The organism is Stutzerimonas stutzeri (assembly GCF_002909485.1).
Classification (GTDB): Bacteria; Pseudomonadota; Gammaproteobacteria; order Pseudomonadales; family Pseudomonadaceae; genus Stutzerimonas; species Stutzerimonas stutzeri_AH.
On record NZ_PPXG01000004.1, the window covers coordinates 282,639 to 305,628 of the forward strand.

A 22,990-nucleotide genomic window follows, 5' to 3' on the forward strand; every position below is an offset into this window, starting at 1 on the left:
ATGCAGCAGCGCCCGTCTTTCGAAAGCCTTTTCCGGCTATCCCCTAATGCCTATGTCCTGCTTGATCGCGATCTGGTGATCATGGACGCCAATGCGGCATATCTGAAGCTGACCGGGCGAAAACTGGAAGACATCCAGGGGCTACGCCTGCACGAAGCCTTCGCCGCCGATCCGTTGAGTCCCGATACGACCCGCGTGCAGGAACTGCTCGACTCCTTTTCGCGGGTGCTCAGTCGTAAGGCCGTCGATACGCTGCCTGTTATCCGCTATTCGATAGCGCGCCATACGCCAGTCGGCCCTGTTTATGAGGATCGGTACTGGAGCGCGACGCATACGCCGATCCTGGACGAGCAAGGTGAGGTTGTTGCGATATTGCAGCACACCTCGGACATCACTGAGCTGCAGTCAATGAGGCACTCGCTGAGTGAAGCGAACGCCGGTGGGCAGCCTGTGCAGCAACTCGAACAGGATGTGATGTCGCGCGCCAAGTTGCTGCAGTCCGAAGGCGAGCAGTTGCGCCGTCTTTTCGCCCAGGCGCCAGGATTTGTCTGCTTTCTGCGTGGCCCAAGCCATGTCTATGAATTGGTCAACGATGCCTACCGGCAGGTAACAGGCCATCGGCAGTTGCTAGGCAAAACGGTTCAACAAGGGCTGCCTGAGATCGAGGGGCAGGCACTTATCGGCCTGCTCGATGATGTCTATAGGACTGGTCAGGCCTATATCGGCAAGCGTGTCCCCCTGTTTCTCAAGCGACAGCCAGACGGAGACCCGGAAGAGGCAATTCTGGATTTCGTCCTACAGCCGATCGTCGAGAATGATGGCAAGGTCATCGGCATCTTTGTGCAAGGGCAGGACGTCACCGAGCAGCAGCATAACGAAACGGAGCTGCGCCGCTATCGCGATCATCTCGAAGATCTGGTCCGCGAGCGTACCTTGGCGCTGCAGCAGAGCGAGGCTGAGCGTCAGGTTGCGGAGCAAGCCTTGCTGCAATCACAGCGACTGGAGGCGGTAGGCAAGCTGACCGGCGGCATTGCCCATGACTTCAATAATATGCTGCAGATCATTGGTGGGAATCTGCAATTGCTGCGGCGCGGTCTCGGCAGTGACGAAACCGCGGCGCGACGCCTGGATTCTGCTGTCAGTGGTGTAGAAAAGGGCGCTCGCTTGGCATCGCAGCTTTTGGCGTTTGCTAGTCGCCAGCCGCTCCTTCCCCGCCAGGTCCTACTTCCGGACCTGCTCGAACAGATGCATGAACTGCTGAATGGTGCGCTGGGCTCAGCCGTTCGGGTCGAGCTCGAGGTGTTGGGAGAGCCTTGGCCCGTACTGGTGGACGTCGGCAACCTGCAGACCGCAGTGCTAAACCTCGCCGTCAACGCGCGTGACGCGATGGCCGGCAGTGGACAGTTGGTTTTGCGTCTGGAGAACCTTGAGCTGGGCCAGGGTGACCCATCCGCCCAGGGGGCACACAGTGGCGACTATGTGCTGCTCAGTGTTATCGATGAGGGCAGTGGCATGAGTGAGGAGGTCCGAGCCCGCGCATTCGAGCCCTTCTTCACTACCAAGCAGGACGGTAACGCATCGGGGCTGGGCCTGAGCATGGTGTATGGTTTCGTCAAACAGAGTGGTGGCTTCGTTACGTTGGAAGGTGGGGCGGGCGGCGGTACGGTAGTCCGTGTTCATCTGCCGCGTTGCATCAATGGTGACCAGAACCAGGAGACGGGCAGCGGGGGAACCTTCGAGCAGCTACGTGAGCCCCTGGATACGATGGAGCCAGCCGTTGAGGCCGATATCGTCGCCGGTGATGCTGGTCTGAGGATTCTATTCGTCGAGGATGATCCGACCCTGCGCATGCTGACCGGCGAAGTGATGATGGAGCTCGGTCACCAAGTTGTCGCCAGCGAAACGGCAGAGGAGGCGCTGGAGCTTCTCGAGCAGCAGTCGTTCGATGTGCTGCTCACCGATGTAGGATTGGCCGGCATGAGCGGTATCGATCTTGTGCGTGAGGTTGGGGCGCGGCAGCCACAGCTGTCTCTGGTGATCGCTTCCGGATATGCGGTCAGTGCTTCGGATGTCGGCCTGGATCGGTTGCGCACCATGCTCAAGCCCTACGATATCCATCAGGTTCGCCAGCTACTCGACGGGATTCGAGCTGAGCGCGCAGCGCTGCGGACCTGAATGCGGCGTGCTGGTTAAATATTCACCAGTTTGCCTTGCGCCGCTGATGACCCTTCTCTAGAATGGCGCCCCTTGCCTGGATGGCAGGCGTTTGCGCGCCTCTCTGCAGGTAAGACAACAAGTCATTCACTCCTTGCCTGACCGCATTGTCGGCAGGCTGCAACCCGTAAGGAGCAATTATGCGTCATTACGAAATCATCTTTCTGGTTCACCCGGACCAGAGCGAGCAGGTCGGCGGCATGGTGGAGCGTTACACCAAGCTGATCGAAGAAGACGGCGGCAAGATTCACCGTCTGGAAGACTGGGGTCGTCGTCAGCTGGCTTATGCCATCAACAACGTCCACAAGGCTCACTACGTGATGCTGAACGTCGAGTGCAGCGGCAAGGCTCTGGCCGAGCTGGAAGACAACTTCCGCTACAACGATGCCGTCATCCGCAACCTGATCATCCGTCGCGACGAAGCCGAGACCGAGCAGTCTGAAATGCTCAAGGCCGAGGAAAACCGTAGCGAGCGCCGTGAGCGTCGTGATCGCCCTGACAGCACTGACGGCTCCAGCGAGAGCGACAGTGACAGCGATAACAACGCTGACGAGTAATCCACGGATCTATTGAGGAGCCTATTTCATGGCACGTTTTTTCCGTCGTCGTAAGTTCTGCCGTTTCACCGCCGAAGGCGTGAAAGAGATCGACTACAAGGATCTCAACACCCTGAAGGCGTACATCTCCGAGACCGGCAAGATTGTTCCTAGCCGTATCACCGGAACCAAGGCACGTTATCAGCGTCAGCTGGCTACCGCTATCAAGCGCGCCCGCTACCTGGCCCTGCTGCCCTACACCGACAGCCACGGCCGTTGATCCGGCTGGTCGGCAGAAGTAAAGGATAAATCGCATGCGCGCCTTGGCTGAGTTCATCATGCGCGGCCGCATGCAGGCCATCTTCGTGGTGGCTGGTGCTGCGGCTCTGCCCATGCTGTTCTGGTTGAGCGCGGCCGCTGGCAGCTTGGTGCTGCTGCGGCGTGGCCTTGGTGATGCGCTGGGTGTACTGGTCTGGGCCGTATTGCCTGCACTGGCCTGGTGGTATTTCGGCGATCCGCGGACGCTGCTGGTATTGCTGGGTTCGTTCGGGCTTGCCCTGATCCTGCGTAGTCAGGCGTCGTGGGTGCGGGTGATGTTGTGCAGTGTGGGCCTCGGACTGCTGTATGTCTGGGCTCTCGGTGCGGTGTTTGGTGAGCCCATCGCGGCGCTGGCCAGCGAACTGCAGAAAGTGTTGCCCGATGCATTCTCGGGCGCCTATCAGCAGCTTTCGGTGGAAGAGCGCGGGCGTGTGGAGTCGCTATTGGCACCGGTGCTGACCGGCCTCTTGGCCGCGCTGCTGCAGGTCGTCACTTTGCTAAGCCTGATGCTGGGCCGGTACTGGCAGGCAGCGTTGTATAACCCAGGCGGTTTCGGCAGCGAGTTTCGTGCGCTGCGGTTGCCACCGATGCTGGCGATTCTGCTGCTGGTGGGGATGCTGCTGGGGCCGAATCTCGGTGCACAGTTAGCCGTCCTGACGCCGTTGTGCAGCGTTCCGCTGGTCTTCGCCGGTGTCGCGCTTATGCACGGGCTGGTGGCTCAGGGTCGTTTGCCGCGTTTCTGGCTGGTAGGGCTGTACGTCACGCTGGTGCTGTTCATGCAGTTGATTTATCCGTTACTGGCCGTTTTGGCCATTGTCGACAGTCTGTTTGATTTTCGTGGTCGCGCAGCCGGTAAAAATGGTGCGGGACCTGCGAACGGTGAAGGTTAAAAGTTAAGAGGTAAGACTCAAATGGAAGTCATCCTGCTGGAAAAGGTCGCAAACCTGGGCAACCTGGGCGACAAGGTAAACGTCAAGTCTGGTTACGGCCGCAACTACCTGCTGCCGCAGCGCAAGGCAACTGCTGCTACCGCAGCTAACATTGCCGAGTTCGAAACTCGTCGTGCTGATCTGGAAAAAGCTGCTGCCGAGCGTAAGGCTTCCGCCGAAACTCGTGCTGCTCAGCTGGCTGAACTGGAAGTCACCATCACCGCGACCGCGGGCGATGAAGGCAAACTGTTCGGTTCGATCGGCACTCACGATATCGCTGACGCACTGACCGCCTCGGGCGTTCAAGTGGCGAAGAGCGAAGTTCGCCTGCCGAACGGCACCATCCGCCAGGTTGGTGAGTACGACGTAGCTGTGCACCTGCACTCCGACGTCGAAGCGACTGTCAAACTGATCGTCGTAGCCGGCTAAGCCTTCGTCTGGCACCGTAGGTGCCTGACGAGTAACATCGGGCACGTTTCCACGCGAGTGGAGCGTGCCCTTTGTTTTTCTGTAGTTACGAATTCCGAGTGCCATGAACGACATCAGTGTCCCCCAGCAATACGATCTGGAAACCGCCGCGCTAAAGGTGCCGCCACACTCGATCGAGGCTGAGCAGGCAGTGCTCGGCGGTTTGATGCTGGACAACAATGCCTGGGAGCGCGTGCTCGACCAGGTATCCGATGGCGACTTCTATCGCCACGATCATCGCCTCATTTTCCGCGCGATCTACACCTTGGCCGAACGGAACTCGCCGTTCGACGTGGTCACGCTGTCCGAGCAGCTGGACAAGGAAGGTCATCTGCCGCAGATCGGCGGGTTGGCCTATCTCGGCGAGCTGGCGAAGAACACCCCCTCTGTGGCGAACATCAAGGCCTATGCTCAGATCATCCGTGAGCGCGCCACGCTGCGGCAGTTGATCGGTATCAGCAACGAGATCGCCGACAGCGCCTATGCGCCGCAGGGCCGCACTGGCGAGGAAATCCTCGACGAAGCCGAACGACTGATCTTCCAGATCGCAGAGGCACGGCCCAAGACCGGTGGGCCGGTCGGCATCAACGACATTCTGGTCAAGGCCATCGACCGCATCGATACGTTGTTCAACGCGGGAGAAGCGATTACCGGCCTGTCCACTGGCTTCACCGACCTGGACGAGGCGACCAGCGGCTTGCAGCCGGCTGACCTGATCATCGTTGCTGGCCGTCCCTCCATGGGCAAGACCACCTTCGCCATGAACCTCGTCGAGAATGCCGTATTGCGCACCGACAAGGCGGTGCTGGTGTTCTCTCTGGAAATGCCCGCCGACTCCATCGTCATTCGTATGCTTGCCTCGCTGGGGCGCATCGACCAGACAAAGGTGCGTGGCGGTAAGCTCGAGGATGATGACTGGCCGCGTCTGACCTCTGCGGTGAACTTGCTCAATGATCGCAAGCTGTTCATCGATGACACCGCTGGCATTAGCCCATCGGAGATGCGCGCGCGAACTCGCCGCCTGGCCCGTGAGCACGGCGAAATCGCCATGATCATGGTCGACTACCTGCAGCTGATGCAGATCCCTGGCTCGAGTGGCGACAATCGTACAAACGAGATTTCCGAGATTTCGCGCTCGCTCAAGGGATTGGCAAAGGAATTCAACTGTCCGGTGATAGCTCTGTCGCAGCTCAACCGCTCGCTCGAACAGCGTCCCAACAAGCGCCCGGTAAACTCCGACTTGCGCGAATCGGGGGCAATCGAGCAGGACGCCGACATCATCATGTTCGTTTACCGGGACGAGGTGTATCACCCGGAAACCGAATACAAGGGCGTCGCCGAGATCATCATCGGCAAGCAGCGTAACGGTCCGATCGGCACCACTCGGCTGGCGTTTCTCGGTAGGTACTCGCGTTTCGAGAATCTGGCGCCGGGCAGTTACCAGTTCGACGACGAGTAAGCATAGCGGCCGTCGATCACGCTTCGAAAACCGCAGGGCGATCCCTTCGCCCGCGTTTCGCTAGCGCCTCACCTGCCGTGACCCGATCGACTGGAGTAAGATTTCGCCCACCCGCCGTTGTACAGGAAGAGTCCCATGCGTCCGCTGGTTGCCACGGTCGATCTGACCGCGCTTCGTCACAACTACCTGCTCGCTAAACAATGCGCCCCGCAGCGCCAGGCGTTTGCCGTGGTCAAGGCCAATGCCTATGGTCATGGGGCGCGGGAAGCGGTTATGGCCTTGCGCGAGGTTGCCGACGGCTTTGCCGTGGCCTGCCTGGAAGAAGCGGAGGACGTTCGTCTCAGTGCCCCCGATGCCCGCATCCTGTTGCTGGAGGGCTGCTTTGAGGCGGCGGAGTATCTGCGCGCCGCCGAGCTTGGGCTGGACGTCGCGATACAAGACCAGCGCCAGGCCGGCTGGTTGCTGGCCGCTGATCTTGAGCGGCCGCTGAACGTCTGGCTGAAGCTGGACTCAGGCATGCATCGGCTTGGCTTCACTATGGACGGTCTGCGGGAATGCCATGCGCAACTCAAGGGCCGGGCGCAGGTCGGCGAGCTCAATCTGATCAGTCACTTTGCCTGCGCCGATGAGCGCGGCCATGCCCTGATCGACTTGCAGCTGGATCGCTACAGCGAATTGCTGGCGCTGGAGTTCGACAACTGCTCGCTCGCCAACTCTGCTGCGGTGTTGACGTTGCCGCAGGCGCATATGGCCTGGATTCGTCCCGGCATCATGCTTTACGGCGCCACGCCGTTCGCCCAACTGAGTGCGCAGGAGCTGGGGTTGCGCCCGGTTATGACGCTGAGCGGCGCGCTGATCGCCGTGCGCGATGTGCCCGAAGGTGAAAGCGTCGGCTATGGCGCCAGCTGGGTCGCGCGGCGCGCTTCGCGAATCGGCACCGTCAGCTGCGGCTATGCCGATGGTTACCCGCGTACCGCGCCTTCGGGCACCTCGGTGGTGATTCATGGCCAGCGCGTGCCGCTGGCCGGCCGGGTCTCGATGGACATGCTGGCCGTGGATCTGACCGACCTGCCGCAGGCGCAGCTCGGTGACCCAGTGGAGCTGTGGGGCGCGCAGATGCCGATCGACGAGTTGGCCCAGGCCTGCGGGACCATCGGCTACGAGCTGCTGACCAAGGTGACCGGGCGTGTGCCGCGCCGCTACGTCGGTTGATCGGCGGGCAGTGCTTGCTCTTCCTGCTGGACCCAGTTCCCGCGCCCTTGACGCTTGGCACGGTAGAGGGCTTCGTCGGCAGCTTTGTACAGCTGTGAAAATCCCTCGGCATGGCGTGGAAAGAATGCAGCGCCGACGCTAATCGTGACGGCCAGGGTGACGTCGCGGTAGGGCACCGGCTGCGACAGCTCGTGCAGCAGCCGCTCGGCGATCTGGGCAGCGTCTTGTTCGACATTCGGGCCGGTCAGCAGTACTGCAAATTCATCCCCACCCAGGCGTGCCGCCATGTCGCTGCTGCGCACCAGGTCGCGCAGGCGTTGACTGAGCGTACGCAGCAACAGATCGCCGGCATCGTGGCCGTGGCCATCGTTGATGGGCTTGAAGTGGTCCAGATCGATGAGTAGCAGGGCGATGGATTCACCGCGGCGCCGGGCATCGCTCAACGCCATCTCGACACGCTCGATGAGATAGCGCCGGTTGGGCAGCTCGGTTAATGAGTCGTGGAAGGCTACCTGTTTCAATTCGACTTCTCGTTCGCTGAGGTGCCGGTTGGCTTCGGCGAGCTCGGCGGTGCGGGTTTCCACTGCCAGGCTTAGCTGCTCGGCACTGGCCTGAACCTGCCTCAGTCGCGCGCTCTTTTCCTGATCGGCATGCTCCAGCGCTGCTGCCCGTTCCTGCTTGAGGATCTGGATGCGGTAGGCCAACGCGAAGGAGAACAGAATGGATTCGGCAGTCACCGCCAGGGGAAAGAGGTAGGCGTTCCAGGCTGCAGGCTGAACCACACCTGTGGCGCGCAGCAGAAGCAGGTTGACGCTACCCAGGATCACGCCGAAGCCGAGCAGATAAAGCAGTGCGGGGAAATAACCCTGACGCCAGCGCCGGAACGAAGCCCACAGCGAGGCGGGAATCGCGGTGAGTGCCAGCGCCACGAATACCCAGGCGCCGAACGCGCGCCAGCCGAAGGCGTTGAGCAGCACGGCGGTGACATACAGCGTCAAGGCAAAGGTCAACAGGCGGTGCGCCCAGGGCACGAACTGGCGTGTCTGCAACAGCGTCTGGGTGAAGCGGCAAGCGCTGAAACCCCAGAGTGCAGGGATGCTGATGCGGTCGAGCCAGAAGGGCACCGGGCCGTTCGGCCAGAGGTACTGGAAACCATGACCGGTCATCGCCAGGATCATCAGCAGCGCGCCGGTGGTGGTTACCACGTACCAGAAATAGGCGCTGTCGCGCAGGCTGAGAAAGATGAACAGGTTGTACAGCAGCATTGCCAGGATGACGCCATAGATCAGGCCGAGAAACAGGTTCTCGCCCACCGCCTGCTCCTGCAGGGCATCGAGCTGCCAGACCTTGAGCGGAAAGGAGTTGCCGGCCGGGTCGTAGGTGCGCAGGTAGAAGGTCACCGGCTGTTGGTCACCGAGTGGCGGAAGCCTGAACAGCATGCGTCGATAGGCATGGTCGCGGCCTTCGTTGAACCCGACCAGCTCGCCGGATTGGCGCTCGGCCCAGCCACCGTTGCCGTCCGGCAAATAGATGCGCAGGTCCTTCAGGGTCACCGAGCCAACTTCCAGCCACCATTGAGACGGCGCGTCGCTTTCCCGTTGCAGGCTAACGCGGATCCACCAGGGGTGCGGACTCTGTCCGACGCTGGCCTTGCCTTCGGCTGGCTGAAAGCGCGTTTGTACATCCGGGCTTTGCAGGTCGTCGATGCTCAGTTCGGCCCCGGGGTCGGCCAGCAGGGTGACGTGGGCATTCAGGCTGCGACTGCTGTCACTGGGCCTCAGGAGGGCGGTTTCAGCATGGGCGGAGCCCGGGCTGCAAAGGCTCAGGAGCAAGGCGAAAAGGACGACGCGCACCAGACACTCCCGGGCTCGAAGCAATGGTTGAGTCGCGCGAGTATAGCGGGCGGTAGTGACACTTCGCGCGCCCGTCGCGAAGGTCGATAAAGACCCTGCATGCTAGTCGGACTTGGTTATTTTTTGTGCTATATTCCGCGCCCGTTTTCGTTGTCCCGGTTTCCTGCCATGCACGCCGTCAAGCCATTGTTCGACTATCCCAAGTACTGGGCCGAGTGTTTCGGTCCAGCGCCATTCCTGCCGATGAGCAGGGAGGAGATGGATCAGCTTGGCTGGGATTCCTGCGACATCATCATCGTTACTGGTGACGCCTACGTCGATCACCCGTCCTTCGGCATGGCGATCATCGGGCGTTTGCTCGAATCGCAGGGCTTTCGCGTCGGCATCATCAGCCAGCCGGACTGGCACAGCAAAGACGACTTCATGAAGCTCGGTGCGCCGAATCTGTTCTTCGGTGTCGCCGCTGGCAACATGGACTCGATGATCAATCGCTACACTGCCGATCGTAAGGTGCGCTCTGATGACGCCTATACGGCCGGCGGCCTGGCGGGCAAACGGCCTGATCGCGCCAGTCTGGTCTATAGCCAGCGCTGCAAGGAGGCCTACAAGCATGTGCCGGTGGTGCTCGGTGGCATCGAGGCCTCGTTGCGCCGGATTGCCCATTACGATTACTGGTCGGACAAGGTGCGCCGCTCGATTCTGATGGATGCGACGGCGGATGTACTGCTTTACGGTAATGCCGAGCGAGCCATCGTCGAGGTGGCGCAGCGCCTGGCACGCGGCGAGCCTATTGAAGCGATCACCGATGTGCGCGGCACGGCGTTCATTCGCAAGGACACCCCGGAGGGCTGGTTTGAGATCGACTCCAGTCGTATCGATCGTCCAGGCAAGGTCGACAAGATCATCAACCCCTACGTCAACACGCAGGATCTGCAAGCCTGTGCGATTGAAAAGGAGAAGGGCGCGCTCGAGGATCCGAACGAAGCAAAGGTCGTTCAGCTGTTACCGAACCCTAAGATCGAGCGCGAGAGGACGGTGATTCGCCTGCCGTCGTTCGAGAAGGTGCGCAATGACCCCGCGCTTTACGCCCATGCCAACCGCGTGCTGCACCTGGAAACCAACCCCGGCAACGCGCGTGCGCTCGTGCAACGTCACGATGATCGTGAGTTGTGGCTCAATCCGCCGCCCATTCCGCTGACCACCGAGGAAATGGACTACGTGTTCGCCGCGTCTTATGCACGGGTGCCGCATCCAGCCTATGCCGGGGCGAAGATTCCGGCCTACGAGATGATTCGTTTCTCGGTGAACATCATGCGCGGCTGCTTCGGTGGCTGCACCTTCTGCTCGATCACCGAGCACGAGGGCCGCATCATCCAAAGCCGTTCCCACGAGTCGATCCTGCATGAGATCGAGGAGATGAAGAACGTTCCGGGCTTTACCGGCGTGGTCTCCGACCTCGGCGGCCCGACGGCCAACATGTACCGCCTGGCCTGCAAAAGCCACGAAATCGAAAAACACTGTCGCAAGCCGTCCTGTGTATTCCCCGGCATCTGCGAGAACCTCGATACCGACCACAGCTCGTTGATCGAGCTGTACCGCAAGGCGCGCGCGCTGCCTGGCGTGAAGAAGATCCTGATCGCCTCAGGCCTGCGCTACGACCTCGCCGTGGAGTCGCCGGAGTACGTCAAGGAGCTGGTTACCCATCACGTCGGCGGCTATCTGAAAATTGCGCCGGAACACACCGAACGTGGCCCGCTGGACAAGATGATGAAGCCGGGTATCGGCAGCTACGATCGCTTCAAGCGAATGTTCGAGAAGTATTCGAAGGAGGCGGGCAAGGAGCAGTACCTGATTCCGTACTTCATCGCGGCGCATCCGGGCACCACCGATGAGGACATGATGAACCTCGCGCTGTGGCTGAAGGCCAATGGCTTCCGCGCCGACCAGGTGCAGGCGTTTTATCCGTCGCCGATGGCCTCGGCCACCGCCATGTACCACACCGGCAAGAACCCACTGCGTAAGGTTACCTACAAGAGTGAAGGCGTCACTGTCGTCAAAAGCGAAGAGCAGCGCCGTCTGCACAAGGCCTTCCTGCGTTATCACGATCCCAAGGGCTGGCCGATGCTGCGCGAGGCGCTGATTCGTATGGGGCGCGCCGACCTGATCGGCAGCGGCAAACAGCAACTGATTCCCGCTCATCAGCCAGCTACCGAGGGTTATCAGAGCGCGAGGCGCAAGAATTCCACCCCGGTGGGTAGCAAGAAGGCGGGGCAGGGCGGGCAGATTCTCACTCAACACAATGGTCTGCCGCCGCGTAGCCACGATGGCAATGCCTGGGACAAGCGCGAACAGGCCAAGGCTGCCGCCGAAGCTAGGCGCAAGGCTGCCAAGGGCGGCGGCAAGCCAGCAGGCAAAGGGGGCAAGGCACAGCGCCCAGTGGCACCCCGCTAGGACGCTGTGCGTACATCGGAAAAATACGGAGCGCTAAGCTCCGTTTTTTTTAGAACCTGAACGCCTGGGTCGCGCGATCCAGCTCACTGCCCAGCTGCAGCATTTGCGCGCTCTGCTCGCGGCCGCGGCTGATATGGTTCAGGTTGGCATCCCCGAGTTGATGAATGCGTTCGCTATGTCCCCGAATCTCGCCCACCGCTTCGCCCTGCTGAGCGGTGGCGTGGGCAATCTGCTCGGCCATGCGGCTGATGGTGGCGATGGTTGAGACGATTTCATCCAGCGCCTGATCGGCGCTTTGCGCCAGATTCGCCGTGCTTTCGGCATGCGCCACCTGACTGCGCATGGCCTCTACCGACTGTCTGGCAGCCTGCTGCAGTCGGCTGATCAGTTGCTGGATCTCCTCGGTTGCACCGCTGGTGCGCTGCGCCAGAGAGCGTACCTCGTCGGCGACCACTGCGAAGCCGCGTCCATGCCCGCCAGCGCGGGCCGCTTCGATGGCGGCATTGAGCGCGAGCAGGTTGGTCTGTTCGGCAATGGCACGAATGACCGTCAAGACATTGCCTATGGTAGTTGTCTCGTCGGCCAAGCGTTCGATGGCTACGGCATTGTCCTGCACTTCGCTGACCAGCCCGTGCAGGCCGCTCAGGCTCTGTCCGATCACCTGCTGGCCATGATGCACTGCGCGCGCTGCAACGCGACTCGCCTCGGCCGCCTCTCCGGCGCCATCGGCCACCTGCTGGATAGTTGCCTCGAGTTCGCCGAGTGAGTCGCGGATCTGAGCTGTATCGCCGGTTTGGCGCTGAGCACCGTCATGCAAATCACTACTCATCTGGTCGAGGCTGCGGCTGCTGGCGGCAACCTGCGTCGCCTGTTCGCGCAGCGTACCCACCAGTTGCAGTAGATAGCTGCGCAGACGGTTGAGCGAACTCTCGATGTCGCCGATCTCGCTAATCTTCGACTCGATTCGAGCGTCGCTGCCGAAGTCGCCCTCGGCCCATGCCGAAAGCGCCGGCACCAGTTGGCCGAGGGTGCGGGTGAGCTGGCGCTGCAGACGGTCGATGGCCAGGGCGATGAGCAGAATCAGCAGGATGATGCTGCCTTGGAGCAGGCGCACCTCGCCCTGGATTCGACCATGTTCGGCTCGTACGGCTGGCTCCAGCTCCGCCAGTGCCTGTTGCACGGCATCGATCTTGCGGGCACTGCTCTCCAGCAGCTCGCTGCGTTGGCGGATCAGCTGGCGGGTACGCTGCAGTTCGGCCGGATAGCGCTTGATCAGGCCGGCCAGTTCACGTTTAAGCGCAATACCTCGGTCCTCGCTAGCCTGCTCGGCTGCATCACTCAGCTCAAGCAGCGCGGCAAAACTGCTGGCGGCCGATTGGCCGGAAGTTTCGACGCCGAGTAGCGGTAAGGCGTCGAGTGTTCTGGCTTCCTGTTCGAGATTGCGTATCGCCTGCTCGACCTCGCCGGCTAGCTCGTCGCGGCCGGTGCTTACCAGCTTGCCGCGGGCATGACTCAGGCGTAGCAATTGCTGGCCGCCAGCCAGCAGCGGGCGCTGATAGTCCTGCGCGCTTGGGTGCCTTGCTTGGCTGCGGTAGTCATCGAGCTGCGTTAGCGCTCCGGCCATTTCTCGCTCCGCCTGTAATAGCAGCCCCTGCGGATCGCCGGCCAGCTTGCCTGCTGCGAGCAGATCATTGGCGGTGAAACGGGTGAGCTCTTCCAGGCTCGGACGCAACCTGTCTGCTAGATCGATGGGGAGTTCGGCGATGTCGTGTTCGAGTTCAGCAAGCGCCTGTTGAGCCTGACTGTGGCGCAGCGCATCACCGCTGGCCAGATACCCGTGGATGTTCTCTGCTGCGTGGTGCTGGAACTGCTGAGACAGGGCCAGATAGCGCGCCATGAGCAGGTAGGGGCGTTCCATGGCGCGCTCCGACCACCAGAGCGTAGCGCCCAGCGCCAGGCAGACCGCGATCAGCAGCAGTGTATTAAGGGTGGTGAGCGACTTCAGGCGCATCCTCGCCTCGCAGATTGGATCAGGAGGCTTGCACGGTATGGCAATTTGATGTCATTGACGTTACAGCAGACGCTGTTACGGCCTGGTTTTGAACGGGCGACGGTGCCGCGTGATCGGCTCGCCGCAGCCCGCAAGGCTGCAAGGGCGGGCTCGGCAGACTAGTAGCATTCGACGCGGTTGCGGCCGCCGTGCTTGGCGCGGTAAAGCGCCTCGTCAGCCTGTTGCGTGAGCGTCTTGACCTCAGCGTCGTTGCTCAGCTCGGTGATACCACAGCTGAATGTACAGCTGAGGTCGTGTGGCTGAGCGGGGAAGCGGATCTCCGCGAAGCGCTGGCGGATCTCGTCGAGGACCTTGCTGGCGGCGTCTGCTGGTGTGTCGGGCAGCACCACGGCAAACTCTTCGCCGCCATAGCGGCCAATGTGATCGGTCTTGCGTAGACGCTGCTTCAGGAACAGCGCCAGGCTTTTGATGACCCGGTCGCCCATTGGATGCCCGAAAGTGTCGTTGACCCGCTTGAAGTGGTCGATATCCAGCATGGCGAAGCTAAGCGGGCGGTTGTCGCGGCGGGCACGGAAGCGAGCGTCCTCAAGCAACTGCAGGCTATGGGTGTGGTTGTAGAGCCCCGTGAGGCTGTCACGCACGATACGCGCCTTAAGGCTTCTGGCGCGGGTAGCCCGCGTGCGTACAGTGGCAATCAGGTGGCTGGGTTTGATCGGCTTGGTGAGGAAGTCGTCGCCACCTTCGCCCATGGCGTCGAGCTGCTTGTCGAGATCGTCTTCGGCAGATAGGTAAATGATTGGCACGCTGACGTAGCGCTCGTGCTGGCGAATCACTTTGGCAAGTTCGGTGCCCAGGCATTCGGGCATGTACATGTCCAGGATGATGAGGTCCGGTTGGAACTCGGCCAGCGCACCGATGGCCTGAATCGGCTCGATGAGTGTCTGAGTGACGATGCCGGCGTTGTTCAGCACCCGCTCGGTGTGGGTGGCCTGAGCTCGGGAATCGTCGATGATCAATACGCGTATCGGCTCGTAATGCGCCGTGCGAGTGAAAATCTCGATCTTCTCCAGCAGGCTGCTGGCATCCAGGGTGCCGGTGAAAAACTCCAGGCCTCCGGCGCGAACGGCTGCCAGGCGAGTGGGCGTATCGGTTTCGGCATGGCTGAAGAACAGCATCGGCAGCTTGGGATCTAGCCCCTGCTGCACCTGCTCGGCTAGTCGGAGCCCTTCTCCGGGGCCATTGAAGTCGACTTCCATGACGATGGCGGCGGGGTGGCGCCGGTGCATGGCTGTGCGAAAAGCGCCGACACTGCTAAATGCCTGCGCGGACATGCTGAAGAAATCCAGCTGCCGTACGAGGTGCTCCGCACGCTCCTGGTCTTGCAGGGCGATGTACACCGGCTTGCTCAATGGCGGCAGAAACGATTGGTTATGCGGGTCGCTGTGACGCAGGCCGGTCCGCGCGAGGCGGTAGATCAGTTGGCTGAGTGTGGAAATGCTGCTGCTGGAGAGGCGGCCGCGGTTGTCTCTGATGTCGCCCAAGCAATCTTCGATGTTCAGCGCCAACTCGCTGTGCTCGGTTTGCTCGAAGCGATCAGCGAAGCGGCGAAGGCGGGTCGTCGCCTCGGTAAGCGCGGTGTGGTAGTCCTCGTTCCATTCGCTGCGTTGCAATTGCTGCCAGACTTCCAGCACTTCCCGTGCCTGGTGGATGACCCGCTGGGCAAAATGCTGCTTAAGCTCTTCCTGATCCGACATCGCGATTTTTCCTGGCGCGCCAGGTGCGTTGCCCCGGGGCTTCATAATGGCGGCATGCTATCACCGCTTGCGCACTTTGGTAGTGCATGCTCGCGGTAGTGGTTCTCAATTTGACACCGAGCACCTATGGACCCCTGCGTTATAGTAAAGACATGTCGCCGCAACGTCTCTGGCGCCCTGCGGTCGAACCCCTGAACTCGCGAAAAGGACACATTGCCCATGTCGGATTGGAAGAATCGCTTTGCTCGTCTCGGCCGCTCGAACGGCGCTGCCGGGGCGGCCAGCCACCGGGCAGGTAACCCGCTTCTGTTGATTCTTGCCGGCTTGCTGGGGATTTATCTGCTGGTTGCGATTGTGCTTGGGTGGTACTGGTCAAGGGAGCCGGATATGTTCCCGGTTCAGCAGCACACCCGCCAGGCGGCCGAAGCGTCGCAGCGACAGCTGGTCAGCGGCTACACAACCGTGGAAACCCTCAAGCGTGTTGCCAGTACCTTGCTGGACAAGCCAGGTGGCTACCTGAGCAACGATATCGCGCCGCCGGGCCTGTGGCTGGACAACATGCCTAGCTGGGAATACGGCGTGCTGGTGCAGGTTCGCGATCTTTCCCGCGCGCTACGCAAGGACTTCGCCCGTTCGCAATCGCAATCGACTGAAGATACTGACCTGGCCAAGGCCGAGCCTTTGTTCAACTTCGATAATCGCAGCTGGGCGCTACCGGCGTCGGAATCTGAATACCGCAACGCCATACGCGGGCTTGATCGTTACCTGGCTCGCCTTAGCGATCCAGAGCCCAAAGCGCTTTTCTATACCCGCGCCGATAACCTGAATAACTGGCTTGGCGATGCGGCTACGCGACTTGGCTCGTTGTCGCAGCGTCTGTCGGCGAGCGTTGGCCGAGTCCGGCTGGATGCCGACATTGCACCTGATCAGGAGCGTTCGGGCATGGTGCCGCAGGTCAAGGAGCAGGTGGTTGAAACTCCTTGGATGCAAATCGACAACGTCTTTTTCGAGGCGCGTGGCCAGGCGTGGGCGCTGTCTCACCTGCTGCGGGCAATCGAAGTGGATTTCGCCGACGTGCTGGCCAAGAAGAATGCAACCATCAGCGTTCGACAGATCATTCGTGAGCTCGAGGCTGCGCAGGAGCCGCTGTGGAGTCCGATGGTGCTCAACGGTAGCGGTTATGGGGTGCTGGCCAACCATTCGTTGGTAATGGCCAACTACATATCCCGCGCCAACGCCGCGATCATCGATCTGCGCAATCTGCTGTCACAGGGGTAAGGAAAGCCGAGCTTTTGAGCTGCGAGCTTTGGGTGCCAGCGTAATGATTGTGGCGCGACTAACCGAGCTTGCAGCTCAGTCCAGGCCGAGCTTTTTCAGGCGGTAGCGCATCGAGCGGAAGGTCAGGCCGAGGCGCTGGGCCGCCGCGGTGCGATTCCAGCGGGTTTCCTCCAGCGCCTGCATGATCAGCTTGCGTTCGATCTCTTCCAGATGGTCTTCCAGGTTGTCGATCTGGGCCAGGCTGCCTTCGCCGTTTTCCGAGAGGCCCGGGCTGTCGGCAAGGCGCAAGTCACCTGCCTTGATCTCGTCCCCATCGCAAAGCGTATAGGCGCGCTCGAGCATGTTCTCCAGCTCGCGTACGTTCCCCGGAAATCGATAATTCTCCAGCTTGGCCAGAGCCTCCGGATGCAGGCGGGCGAGGCTGTCACCACATTCTTGAGCCAGCCGACGGAGCATGGCATCGGCAAGCAGGCCAATATCCTCGCGACGCTCGCGTAGCGGAGGCACGCGCAGTTCGATGACGTTCAGCCGGTAGTACAGATCCTGACGGAAGCGGCCCGCTGCGACCTCGGCGGCCAAGTCCTTGTGGGTCGCGCAGAGGATGCGTACATCGACCATCACCTCCTGCGCGCCGCCTACTGCACGGACGGCCTTCTCCTGAATGGCACGCAGTAGCTTGACCTGCATCGGCAGCGGTAGATCCGCTACCTCATCGAGAAATAGGGTGCCGCCGTTGGCAGCCTGGAACAGACCAGGCTTGTCCTCGATGGCACCGCTGAAACTGCCCTTCTTGTGACCGAAGAACTCGCTTTCCATCAGCTCCGTGGGGATCGCGCCGCAATTCACCGGCACGAACGGTTTCTCATTGCGCGGGCCTTGTTCATGGATCAGCCGGGACACAAGTTCCTTCCCGCTACCGGACTCACCGCTGATATAGACCGGTGCCTGGCTACGGGCAAGCTTTCCGATCTGCTTGCGTAGCACTTTCATGGGAGGCGAGCTGCCCAGCAGGCGGCTGTCCACCGGCATTTCCGCAGCCGGCGCACGCAAGCGCAAGGCGGTGTTGACCAGCTCACGCAGCCGATTGAGATCAACGGGTTTGGTGAGGAAGTCGAACGCCCCGGCCTTGAGTGCGCCGATGGCAGTGTCCAGGCTACCGTACGCGGTGATCATCGCCACTGGCAGCTGCGGATGCTGTTGCTGAATGTACTGAACCAGCTCCAGGCCGCTACCATCGGGTAAGCGCATATCGGTCAGGCACAGGTCGTAGTGCTCGCGCGCCAGCAGTTCGCGAGCTTCCTTGAGGTTGCGGGCGCTGCGGGTATCGAGCTTCATGCGGCCGAGGGTGATTTCCAGCAGCTCGCGGATATCCGGCTCGTCATCAATGATCAGTGCTTTCTGGCGCGCGGTCATGGTCCTGCTCTTGATTCGTAAAGCGGTAGTCGCCGCTAAGGCGGCCGGCGACCATGTTAACTCCGCCAGGGGTCACCGTGGCTGTCGCTTTGGTCGATGTGTGATGCGTTGCCGCCAACCGTGCCGCGAGCGTTAATTCAGCTTGCGCGGATGAGCGAAGACGATACGGAAACAGCTGCCGCCGTCAGCGCGTTCGCGGTAATCCAGGCGCGCCTGATTGCTTTCACACAGTTCGCGCGAGATATACAGCCCGAGCCCGGTGCCTTTGCTCTCAGTGGTGAAGAACGGTTCGAACACGTTGTGCAGCTGTTCGGCAGCGATGCCCGGGCCGTCGTCGAGCACCTCCACGACCGGCAGATCGCTGGCCTCCTCTCGGAACAGGCGTAGCCATACCTGAGCACGGTCATGCTGCTGGCCGCTGTAGCGAAGACCATTCTGAACCAGGTTGGTGAGCACCTGAGTCAGCTGATTGGGGTCCATGCGCGTCTGCAGCGAGCTGCCTACGACTTCAAGGTGCAGTGTCTGTTGCGGGTTGAGCCCCTGGCGAAACTCGCTTGCGAAGCGGTGCAGCCAGTATTTGAGATCGAGCAGTTGTGGCTCGGCCTGACGGCGCCGTGAGAGCTGCAGGACATTCTCGATGACCAGGTTCATCCGTCGCGAATGATCCTGAATGATCTGCGCCAGGCGGCGGTCTGGGCCCTCGAGCTCTTCGGACTCCTGAAGCAGTTGCGCGGCATGGCTGATCGCGCCAAGCGGGTTGCGGATCTCGTGTGCGATGCTCGCGGTGAGTCGGCCGAGGGAGGCGAGCTTGAGTTGCTGCGCCTTCTGCGCGATCTGCGAGATATCCTCGAGAAAGACTAGGGTGTCGAGTTTGTTGCCGTGCTGCAGCGCAGCAAAACTCGGTTGTAGCGTTGGCCCGTCGGGCGTCGCTTTGAGATTCTGTGGGCGCAGGGAAGGATTGCTGCGCCACTGCTGCAGCGCCCTGAGTAGTTCGGGGCAGCGCGGAGCGATGCGTTCGCCAGCCAGCGAGTCCTGCCCGAGCAACTGCAATGCCCCCTGGTTGGCCAGCAGCACGCGCTCCTGTGGGTCGAGCACGATGATGCCGGTACGCATGCGCTGGAGAATCAGCGCATTGAGCGCCTCGAGGTTGGCTACCTCTTCCGCCCGCTGACGTGCCAGGGTTTCGCTGGCCTGCAGGCGGCGGGTCAGACCTTGTACGAGGAAGGCAGCAGCAAAACAGAGGGTGCCAAGGGCGCCTGCTTGAACATACTGAGTGCTGGCCTCGGGGCGGTTGATGCTGAGATAGAAGGTCAGGTAGATCAGGCCTGTCGCCGCCACCGCGGCGATGAAGAAGCCCACCTTGCCGCGAAGCAGAATGTTGGCGATGGCAACGGCGACGATCAGCAGGTTGCCGATGCCGCTAGGTGTGCCGCCGGCGAAATAGAACAGCCCTGACAGCAGGATCACGTCCATCAGCGCCAGGCCGAGCACGGGCAAGTCGCGCTCCGGACTCTGAATGAGCACGGCGACAAGGATGTTGAGGATCAAATAGAGCCAGGCACCGTACTGAAAAAGCTGCGGATTGCTCATCTGCAGCAGATCGCTGTGCAGGTTACTGCTGATCAGCAACACCAGCGCCAGGCCGATGGTCAGGCGGTAGAGGTGATACAGGCGAAGGATTCGCCGCCCCTGATCGCCGAAGAAGGTGAGGTTTTCAGCGCCCACCAGTGCTGCTGTCCTGCTCCAGATGAGCCTGGCTGCAGTACCAGCGGTCCTGCGACTGCAGGGCCTGGTCCTGCGGTACATGCACGCCGCACTGGGCGCAGCGGACCATCGATAATGTGGTCTGCTGGGGCTTGGGGGCGGTTTTCTTTTGCGAGAAACGGCGCCAGAGCCAGAAGGCGGCACCTATCAAGGCAATCCAGAACAACAGTCGAAACAGACCCATATCGATTCCTTCCCGATTAAGCGTGGCGACCTGCGATCGCTCGAGCCGGGGCCTGTCCTTGCCCGCCGCGCCCCAAGCGACGCATCCTGCCTGCGTCGCTCTGGCGCCAGGTCAGCGTATTCAGTCGAACAGGCCGAAGGTCAAGCGGCTCCACCAGGAGCGCTTCTGCTCCTGCTGTTCTAGCTCCTTGAGCACTGGGCGAAGCTCTTCGGGTAGATCGCGCGAGGCATTTTCGTACTGACGCAGCACGTCTCGGTTGGCGCGAGAGGTATCCGGACGCGGTGCCTCGCCTTCGATGAAGCCAAGGGTGGCCTTGCTCAGCCAGCTGCGGTTGTCATCCTCGCGCTCGACGGGTGTGAACTTGCCACCTTCCAGCGTTGCATGATCCGGGTAATTGAGCTGCAAGGTCTGCAGGCTAGTGTCGGCGAGATCGTCGAGGCCCAGGCGCTGGTAGGCTTCGGTCATCACGGCAAGGCCGTCGCCGACGGCTGGTGTGCCCTGGAAGTTCTCTACCACGTAACGGCCGCGGTTGGCCGCCGCGACATACGCCTGACGCTTGAGGTAGTAGTGCGCGACATGGATCTCGTTGGCCGCCAGCAGGTTGCGCAGGTAGATCATGCGCGCCTTGGCATCCGGCGAGTAACGGCTGTTGGGGTAGCGGCTGGTGAGCTGGGCGAACTCGTTGAAGGAGTCGCGGGCCGCGCCCGGATCGCGTTTGGTCATATCCAGCGGCAGGAAGCGCGCGAGCAGGCCGCGATCTTGATCGAATGAGGCCAGCCCCTTGAGGTAGTAGGCGTAGTCGACGTTAGGGTGTTGCGGGTGCAGGCGAATGAATCGCTCTGCCGCCGAGCGTGCAGCTTCGGGCTCGACGTTGCGGTAATAGGCGTAGATCAGTTCCAGCTGCGCCTGCTCGGCGAAGCGGCCGAATGGGTAGCGTGACTCCAGCGCCTTGAGTTTGCTGATGGCGTTGGTGTAGCTCTTGTTGTCCAGGTCGGCCTGTGCTTGCTGGTACAGCTCGACCTCACCCAGGTTCTCGTCGACGGTGTCATTGGATGAACAGGCGGCGGTTAGGGCGAGAATGGCGATCAGCAGCAGGTGTTTCACTTGCATGGCGGCTTGCGTCCCTGTGACGGCTGGCTGTCTCGCGCGGAGCCGTCCTGTTATGATGAGCGCCCCGGTGCGCCGGGACAAAGACGCCGTATTTAAACACAAGCGTGTAGCCGAAACCAAAGGCCGCTCCGCCATCTGCGGTCCCCGGGCTCTTCCATTACCAGTGGATACCGCCTGCCTCACTCAGACGAACCTATCTCGCCGTATGTCCACGACTTCCAAACAGGCCATCCAACTCCGTGCCGAGGTGCCGTTTGACCTTGGCGGGCAACGTCTCGATCAGGTCGCGGCGCAGCTCTTTTCCGAACATTCGCGCTCGCGTCTCGCCGCTTGGATCAAAGAAGGTCTGCTGACCGTGGACGGCACGGTAATACGCCCCCGCGATACCGTGCATGCCGGCGCGATACTCGAGCTGAGCGCCGAGCAGCAGGCGCAGGGTGAGTGGGTGGCGCAGGATATTCCACTCGAGATCGTCTACGAAGACGATCAGATTCTGGTGATCGACAAACCTGCCGGCCTTGTCGTGCACCCTGCGGCGGGCCACGCCGATGGCACGCTGCTCAACGCACTGCTGCATCACGTCCCGGATCTGATCAACGTCCCTCGCGCAGGCATCGTTCATCGTCTGGACAAGGACACCACCGGCTTGATGGTCGTGGCCAAGACATTGCAGGCGCAGACTCGACTGGTCGAACAGCTGCAGGCGCGCAGCGTCAGTCGTATCTACGAGGCCATCGTCATCGGCGTGATCATCACCGGTGGTACGGTCGACGCACCTATCGGCCGTCACGGCCAGCAGCGCCAGCGTATGGCGGTGGTGGAGGGCGGCAAGCCTGCCGTCAGTCACTATCGTGTGCTCGAGCGCTTCCGCTCGCATACCTATGTTCGCGTTAAGCTGGAAACCGGGCGCACCCACCAGATCCGCGTGCACATGACCCATCTCGGTTATCCACTGGTGGGCGATCCGCTGTACAGCGGGCGCTTCCGCATTCCGCCGGCGGCTAATCCGACGATGGTGCAAACGCTGCGTGAGTTTCCGCGTCAGGCGCTGCACGCGCGCTTCCTCGAGCTGGATCATCCGATCACCGGTGAGCGCTTGAAGTGGGAGTCGCCGTTACCGGATGACTTCGTCTGGCTGCTGACGCTGCTGCAACAGGACCGCGAGGCCTTCGTCGGGTGAGTGCGTGGGGCGATGACTGGCTCGTGCCAGAGTGGCCTGCTCCGCCCGGCGTCCGCGCCTGTGTGACCACTCGGCAGGGAGGCGTCAGTCGCGCTCCGTTCGACAGTTTCAATCTGGGTGATCACGTCGGTGATGATCCGGCGGCGGTGGCCTGGAATCGCCAGCATTTGCAACAAACTCTCGGCTGTCAGCCTGTCTGGCTGGAGCAGGTGCATTCAAGCGTTGCAGTCCAGGCCGTTCCCGGCGTCTGTGCGACTGCCGATGCAAGCTGGAGTAAAGCGCCGGGCCAGGCCTGCGCGGTGCTGACTGCCGACTGCCTGCCGGTACTGTTCTGTGATCGAGACGCGACCCGCGTGGCTGCGGCGCATGCCGGTTGGCGTGGGCTGGCTGGGGGAGTGCTCGAGGCGACGCTCAAGGCGCTGGCAGTGCCTGCCGAAGAGCTGCTGGTCTGGCTAGGGCCGGCGATTGGGCCTGCCGCATTCGAAGTCGGCCCGGAGGTGCGAGAGGCCTTTTTGGCCCAGCATCCGGAGGCTGCAGAAGCCTTTGTTGTAAGCGTTAATGCTGGCCGCAGCATGGCTGATCTTTATCAGTTGGCGCGCATTCGTCTAGCCGCTGTCGGCGTCAACGCGGTTTACGGTGGTGGTCTGTGTACTCTGAGCGATCCGCGCTTTTACTCCTATCGGCGCGCCTCGCGTACGGGCCGCTTCGCCAGTCTGATCTGGCTAGAGCGCTAGCGGCCGCTTACTCGCCTGAATCTTAAGCTCTGCTCTGGCATGACCTGCGTCAATGTCATGTGCCTTGAATCTCCAACAATCATCCTCATCTATGCTGCATCTCGCAGGTTTCGTATATGGCG

Annotated in this window: 18 protein-coding genes; 11 read left to right on the forward strand and 7 right to left on the reverse strand. The window is 61.5% G+C overall.

Annotation, left to right across the window (positions count from 1 at the left end):
- The 7 genes from CXK91_RS11660 (at window position 1) to alr (ending at window position 7,136) form a co-directional block, all read left to right on the forward strand.
- Window positions 1-2,175 (forward strand): PAS domain-containing protein, encoded by a 2,175-nt coding sequence (locus CXK91_RS11660; RefSeq protein WP_103456233.1) that lies wholly within the window; start codon window positions 1-3, stop codon window positions 2,173-2,175.
- Window positions 2,176-2,354: 179 nt separating this feature from the next.
- Window positions 2,355-2,771, forward strand: a complete 417-nt coding sequence (gene rpsF, locus CXK91_RS11665) for a 30S ribosomal protein S6 (RefSeq protein ID WP_003283109.1) — start codon at window positions 2,355-2,357, stop codon at window positions 2,769-2,771.
- A gap of 28 nt (window positions 2,772-2,799) precedes the next feature.
- A complete protein-coding gene (gene rpsR, locus CXK91_RS11670) occupies window positions 2,800-3,030 on the forward strand; it encodes a 30S ribosomal protein S18 (protein ID WP_003283112.1) in 231 nt (76 codons plus the stop codon).
- Window positions 3,031-3,064: 34 nt separating this feature from the next.
- On the forward strand, window positions 3,065-3,958 hold the full coding sequence (locus CXK91_RS11675) for a hypothetical protein (protein ID WP_103456234.1): 894 nt from the start codon (window positions 3,065-3,067) through the stop codon (window positions 3,956-3,958).
- Between the two features lie 21 nt (window positions 3,959-3,979).
- Entirely contained in the window at window positions 3,980-4,426 is a 447-nt protein-coding gene (rplI, locus tag CXK91_RS11680) for a 50S ribosomal protein L9 (protein WP_103456235.1), read from the forward strand.
- 103 nt (window positions 4,427-4,529) lie between these two features.
- The gene (dnaB, locus tag CXK91_RS11685) at window positions 4,530-5,924 is read left to right on the forward strand and encodes a replicative DNA helicase (protein ID WP_003283115.1); all 1,395 of its coding nucleotides are present in this window, start codon (window positions 4,530-4,532) and stop codon (window positions 5,922-5,924) included.
- Between the two features lie 135 nt (window positions 5,925-6,059).
- Window positions 6,060-7,136 (forward strand): alanine racemase, encoded by a 1,077-nt coding sequence (gene alr, locus CXK91_RS11690; protein ID WP_103456236.1) that lies wholly within the window; start codon window positions 6,060-6,062, stop codon window positions 7,134-7,136.
- Here the strand turns inward: alr and CXK91_RS11695 are convergent.
- On the reverse strand, window positions 7,124-8,989 hold the full coding sequence (locus CXK91_RS11695; RefSeq protein WP_103456237.1) for a diguanylate cyclase domain-containing protein: 1,866 nt from the start codon (window positions 8,987-8,989) through the stop codon (window positions 7,124-7,126). The genes alr and CXK91_RS11695 overlap by 13 nt on opposite strands.
- A 168-nt stretch (window positions 8,990-9,157) precedes the next feature.
- Between CXK91_RS11695 and CXK91_RS11700 the strand changes: the two genes are divergently transcribed.
- Window positions 9,158-11,440, forward strand: coding sequence for a YgiQ family radical SAM protein (locus tag CXK91_RS11700; RefSeq protein ID WP_103456238.1), 2,283 nt, complete (start codon window positions 9,158-9,160; stop codon window positions 11,438-11,440).
- 49 nt (window positions 11,441-11,489) lie between these two features.
- Here CXK91_RS11700 and CXK91_RS11705 read toward each other — a convergent pair whose 3' ends face one another.
- Window positions 11,490-13,451, reverse strand: a complete 1,962-nt coding sequence (locus CXK91_RS11705) for a methyl-accepting chemotaxis protein (RefSeq protein WP_103456239.1) — start codon at window positions 13,449-13,451, stop codon at window positions 11,490-11,492.
- A 158-nt stretch (window positions 13,452-13,609) separates the two neighbouring features.
- The gene (locus tag CXK91_RS11710) at window positions 13,610-15,205 is read right to left on the reverse strand and encodes a response regulator (RefSeq protein ID WP_103456240.1); all 1,596 of its coding nucleotides are present in this window, start codon (window positions 15,203-15,205) and stop codon (window positions 13,610-13,612) included.
- A 219-nt stretch (window positions 15,206-15,424) separates the two neighbouring features.
- Between CXK91_RS11710 and CXK91_RS11715 the strand changes: the two genes are divergently transcribed.
- A complete protein-coding gene (locus tag CXK91_RS11715; RefSeq protein WP_103456241.1) occupies window positions 15,425-16,483 on the forward strand; it encodes a DUF2333 family protein in 1,059 nt (352 codons plus the stop codon).
- Between the two features lie 75 nt (window positions 16,484-16,558).
- Here CXK91_RS11715 and CXK91_RS11720 read toward each other — a convergent pair whose 3' ends face one another.
- From CXK91_RS11720 to CXK91_RS11735, 4 genes are all read right to left on the reverse strand, one after another.
- Window positions 16,559-17,896, reverse strand: a complete 1,338-nt coding sequence (locus CXK91_RS11720) for a sigma-54-dependent transcriptional regulator (RefSeq protein WP_103456242.1) — start codon at window positions 17,894-17,896, stop codon at window positions 16,559-16,561.
- Between the two features lie 132 nt (window positions 17,897-18,028).
- Window positions 18,029-19,621, reverse strand: coding sequence for a sensor histidine kinase (locus tag CXK91_RS11725; protein WP_103456243.1), 1,593 nt, complete (start codon window positions 19,619-19,621; stop codon window positions 18,029-18,031).
- Window positions 19,611-19,844 (reverse strand): PP0621 family protein, encoded by a 234-nt coding sequence (locus tag CXK91_RS11730; RefSeq protein ID WP_103456244.1) that lies wholly within the window; start codon window positions 19,842-19,844, stop codon window positions 19,611-19,613. Before CXK91_RS11730 ends, CXK91_RS11725 begins: the two co-directional genes overlap by 11 nt.
- 120 nt (window positions 19,845-19,964) lie before the next feature.
- Complete coding sequence (locus tag CXK91_RS11735; protein WP_103456245.1) at window positions 19,965-20,954, reverse strand: outer membrane protein assembly factor BamD; 990 nt, start codon at window positions 20,952-20,954, stop codon at window positions 19,965-19,967.
- A 205-nt stretch (window positions 20,955-21,159) separates the two neighbouring features.
- On the opposite strand from CXK91_RS11735, the gene rluD reads away from it, so the two are divergent.
- Window positions 21,160-22,134, forward strand: a complete 975-nt coding sequence (gene rluD, locus CXK91_RS11740; protein ID WP_103456246.1) for a 23S rRNA pseudouridine(1911/1915/1917) synthase RluD — start codon at window positions 21,160-21,162, stop codon at window positions 22,132-22,134.
- Window positions 22,131-22,868 (forward strand): peptidoglycan editing factor PgeF, encoded by a 738-nt coding sequence (gene pgeF / locus CXK91_RS11745; protein WP_103456247.1) that lies wholly within the window; start codon window positions 22,131-22,133, stop codon window positions 22,866-22,868. The genes rluD and pgeF overlap by 4 nt, the downstream gene beginning before the upstream one ends.
- Window positions 22,869-22,990 lie beyond the last annotated feature (122 nt).